This window comes from Collinsella sp. LCP19S3_B11, from assembly GCF_052121915.1.
Lineage (GTDB): Bacteria > Actinomycetota > Coriobacteriia > Coriobacteriales > Coriobacteriaceae > Collinsella.
Map to the genome: position 1 here is coordinate 1 of NZ_JBQKDI010000034.1, position 3,532 is coordinate 3,532.

The window sequence follows — 3,532 nt, forward strand, 5'->3', positions numbered from 1 at the left end:
GACGAGGGAACAAAACCCCAGTTCATGCGCCGTTTTTTGTGTTGACAGGGTTGGAGGCCGCGCGTTTTGGCAGAAACCCGGCGGCGGGTAGTCTGGACCGTAGAGAGGCGGTTAGTCTGGACCGTAGAGAGATAGCGAGGTGATTCCAAATGACCGACAAAACGAGGGCAGTCAGCGACGAGAACGCGGCGAGGGCCGTGGCGGCGCGACTGAGCGCGAGAACGGTGGCCGAGGCGGCGGAGGCGTGCGGCGTGAGTGAGAGCACGTTTCGCCGGTGGCTAAAGGCGGACAACGTGGCCGAAATGATGCGCGAGGCCGTCGACGAGATGGTACGGGGCGCGGTAGACCGGGCAGTTTCGACGCTTTCGAGTGCGGTGGACACGATAGCGGACGTGATGGCGGACGAGGACGCGAGCCCACAAGTCCGTTTGAACGCGGCCAACGCGGCTATCAACTGCTACCTGCGACTGAGCGAGCGTAGGGACGTCCTGAGCCGCCTTGAGGCACTAGAGGAGGCCGAGGGCCTATGAGCGCCGTCGAAAGCCGCCTGAGCCGCCTTGAGGCCCGTTTGTGGGGCGAGGACCTAGGGACGTTCGTGCTTGCCGACGGGTCGAGGGTGAGGCGCACGCCGTCGATGCCCGCAGCCTCCGATATCTACTGGGGCGGTGCCGATCGAAAGCTATCGGACGGGCGAAAGATTGTCGACTGGATACCACCGGAGCGCAAAGAGAAACCGGGGCTGTTCGATATGGAGGGGCCGTTTGGCCCAGCGTGGGAACGGCGCGTCTATCAGGGAAAAGAGAGGTAAACGGAAATGAACAAGATTGAACGCTATAAGCAGGCGGCCGTCGATGCCCTCGGCGATATGAGCAAGGCGGCGGCGGAGGCTAAAGCGGCCTACGTGAAAGCCGAGAGGGACGAGCACGGCGCTCAAAATGCTTTCAACGAGGGAATCACGGGACGCACGGGCCTAGCGAACCGCATGGAGACAATCAAAGCCGACAAGGACCGAGCAGAAAAGGCCATGAGCGACGCTTTCGAAAAGGCCCGCGAGGCTGTTTCAGAGGCCCGTGAGGCGGCTTTCACTATCGACCCTGCCGATGTACCGGACGGGCTTTTCGAGGTCCTTGGCGGGTGCCTCATGACCCCGGACGAGTACGCGGCGATGGTCGCGACATACAAGGGCGAGAGCAACACAGCGGTTCGAGCGGTTATCACGGCCGCAAAGCGCAACGGCCTCGACGTCGAGGACAACGCGCCCGCTTTCATCGAGGACGTAGAGGGCGAGTTGGACGCTTTCGCCGATTATTGCCACGGCATGGCCGTAACGACGGCATACGACCGCGCATGGGGTGGAATCGTGGCCGATTCGGTATCTTCAATCGAGACGGCGTACGCGGGCTATATGGCCGCGCCGTGGGCGTAGACACGGGGTTATAGGGGGCTTTGCCCCCTATCATCGCCCCTATTGAAACGTCAGATTTGGGGACCGGTGACGGCGGGGAGAACGTGAGGGAAAGGGACGCCGATATGCGCCCTTGCCTTTCCCTGCTTTTGCGAAACGTTTGGAGCGGGTGACGGCACTCACCCGGACGCGCGGGACGCGCGGGCCGGTGCCGATGATTCGGGGCGAGATATTCAGGTTTCCCAAAGAGGGAGGCGGACTACGACCCTCCCTCTAGGGGAGTTCCATACCCCATACCCTACCATGTGGATACAAAACCCCAGCTATACCCATAAAAAAGGGTCCGGCAGGGTATGGAGGGGTCTGAAATTGAAAAGAGAAAGGAGCGACGAAAAATGAGCGGCTTTTGGAGGTTTGAGAGTGATGAGGGACGCGAGAGAGGTCCGGGCCTTGATGATCGAGGCTCGTGCATGGGCGGAGAACAACCCGGAGGCGTGGGCGTATATCGAGCGCCGTGCCATGGAGGAGGCCGGGGCCCAGAGGCGCGTGAGCGTTTCGCGTTTGGTCGAGGAGGTCCGGGCGCTGGAGTGGACACCTCGGGACGGCGGGCGGTTCAAGGTGAACAACAGCTATCAGGCCGCTTTCAGTCGCATGTTGGCGGAAACGCTCCCGGAGGTCCGGCCGTATATCGAGCAGAGGCGTTCGAGGTTCGACGGCGTGGCCATATAGCCCGGTCTGGATACCGAGTTCCATACCCGTTTGATATAATCTCGATAAAGAAAAAGGCCCTGCGCCAACAGGACCCTTTTCAGATTCGAGGTTGCGGCTCGAACCCTTTTGTATAGGGACATAGTACCATCTTTACGAGCCGCCCGACGTAGAAAGCAGGTGGCTCTACTTATGCCCATCAAAGACCCCGAGAAGCGGAAAGAGGCCCAACGGAGGGCCGACGCGAAACGCGCACAGCGTTCGCGCGGGTGGGCGTGCATCGTCTACCCCGAGAGCGCCCCGGACGGATGGCGCGACGCCTTGGCGGAAGCTCATATAGAAATGCTTGTGAGCCCGTTGCACGATTCGGACGTCACGGCCGACGGGAAGCCCAAAAAGCCCCACTATCACGTTTTGGCTATGTTCGAGAGCCCGGTACAGGCGAAAACGGCGAAAGAGGCTTTCGATAGGGCGGGGGTCACGATGCCCCCCGAGCTCGTGCGTTCGATAAAGGGTTACGCCCGCTATCTGATTCACCTCGACGATCATGACAAACACCGTTATGACGCGGCCGACGTTGACGCGCTTGGCGGCGCGTCGTGGAGTGCCGTGGCGCTGGACGAGGCGGACGAAACAGACCGGATTATCGACGAGATAGAGGCGTTCATCGACGAGTACAACGTCGTGAGCTTGGTGGCGTTGGCGAGGTATGCACGTACCGAGCGTCCGGAGTGGAAGCGAACCATTCGCAGGAACACGATTTACCTAACCGCCTATCTCAAGTCGATAGCGTGGGAGGGTTCCAAGTGAGCGCCGTCTTGAGGGCCGTGGGGCATGAGGACGGGTTTACCGTCGCCAAAGCCGTTATCGACCTTTACAGGGCGGCGGGCGTCAACCTACCGGACGGGACGGCCCCGACGTTTGGGAACCTTGGCGGCTTTCTGTGCATGAGCGAGAGCACGGCCCGGAGGCTCTACCGGTCGACGTTGAGGACGGACGGGAACAAGGGGCGGGCCAAAATGCGCCTAGGGACGGTACCGGACGATGAAACGGCCGAAAGGTTGCGAAAGCTGGTCGATAGCGGGTACCGGGCGTGTGCGTGCAGGTACGGGGCAGAGGCGGCTAGGTCCGCGAGGGTCCTGAACGACACGGGCCGCGTTGACGAGGCTATCGAGATGCTTGGACGGGCGAAGCTCCTTAAAGATTTGGCCTATCAGCATTTGGCGTTTTTCCAAGCGTTGAAGGGGGCCGGTCAACAAACGGGATAGCGAGCAGGGAAAACAGCATAGAACGGCCGCGAGGCGCATGGACGAGGGAACAAAACCCCAGTTCATGCGCCGTTTTTTGTGTTGACAGGGTTGGAGGCCGCGCGTTTTGGCAGAAACCCGGCGGCGGGTAGTCTGGACCGTAGAGAGGCGG

The 3,532-nt window shown here is 61.2% G+C and carries 6 protein-coding genes; all 6 read left to right on the forward strand.

What is annotated here, in order from left to right:
- Window positions 1-149: 149 nt before the first annotated feature.
- Window positions 150-530 carry a helix-turn-helix domain-containing protein gene (locus tag ACTQV4_RS10125; protein WP_441569768.1) on the forward strand — a complete coding sequence of 127 codons (381 nt, stop codon included), beginning with the start codon at window positions 150-152 and terminating at the stop codon, window positions 528-530.
- Window positions 527-808, forward strand: coding sequence for a hypothetical protein (locus tag ACTQV4_RS10130; protein ID WP_441569769.1), 282 nt, complete (start codon window positions 527-529; stop codon window positions 806-808). Before ACTQV4_RS10125 ends, ACTQV4_RS10130 begins: the two co-directional genes overlap by 4 nt.
- Before the next feature lie 6 nt (window positions 809-814).
- The gene (locus ACTQV4_RS10135) at window positions 815-1,426 is read left to right on the forward strand and encodes a hypothetical protein (protein WP_441569770.1); all 612 of its coding nucleotides are present in this window, start codon (window positions 815-817) and stop codon (window positions 1,424-1,426) included.
- A gap of 402 nt (window positions 1,427-1,828) precedes the next feature.
- Entirely contained in the window at window positions 1,829-2,134 is a 306-nt protein-coding gene (locus ACTQV4_RS10140; RefSeq protein ID WP_441569771.1) for a hypothetical protein, read from the forward strand.
- A gap of 171 nt (window positions 2,135-2,305) precedes the next feature.
- On the forward strand, window positions 2,306-2,923 hold the full coding sequence (locus ACTQV4_RS10145; RefSeq protein WP_441569772.1) for a replication protein: 618 nt from the start codon (window positions 2,306-2,308) through the stop codon (window positions 2,921-2,923).
- The gene (locus tag ACTQV4_RS10150; protein ID WP_441569773.1) at window positions 2,920-3,381 is read left to right on the forward strand and encodes a hypothetical protein; all 462 of its coding nucleotides are present in this window, start codon (window positions 2,920-2,922) and stop codon (window positions 3,379-3,381) included. The genes ACTQV4_RS10145 and ACTQV4_RS10150 overlap by 4 nt, the downstream gene beginning before the upstream one ends.
- The last annotated feature ends 151 nt before the right edge of the window (window positions 3,382-3,532 follow it).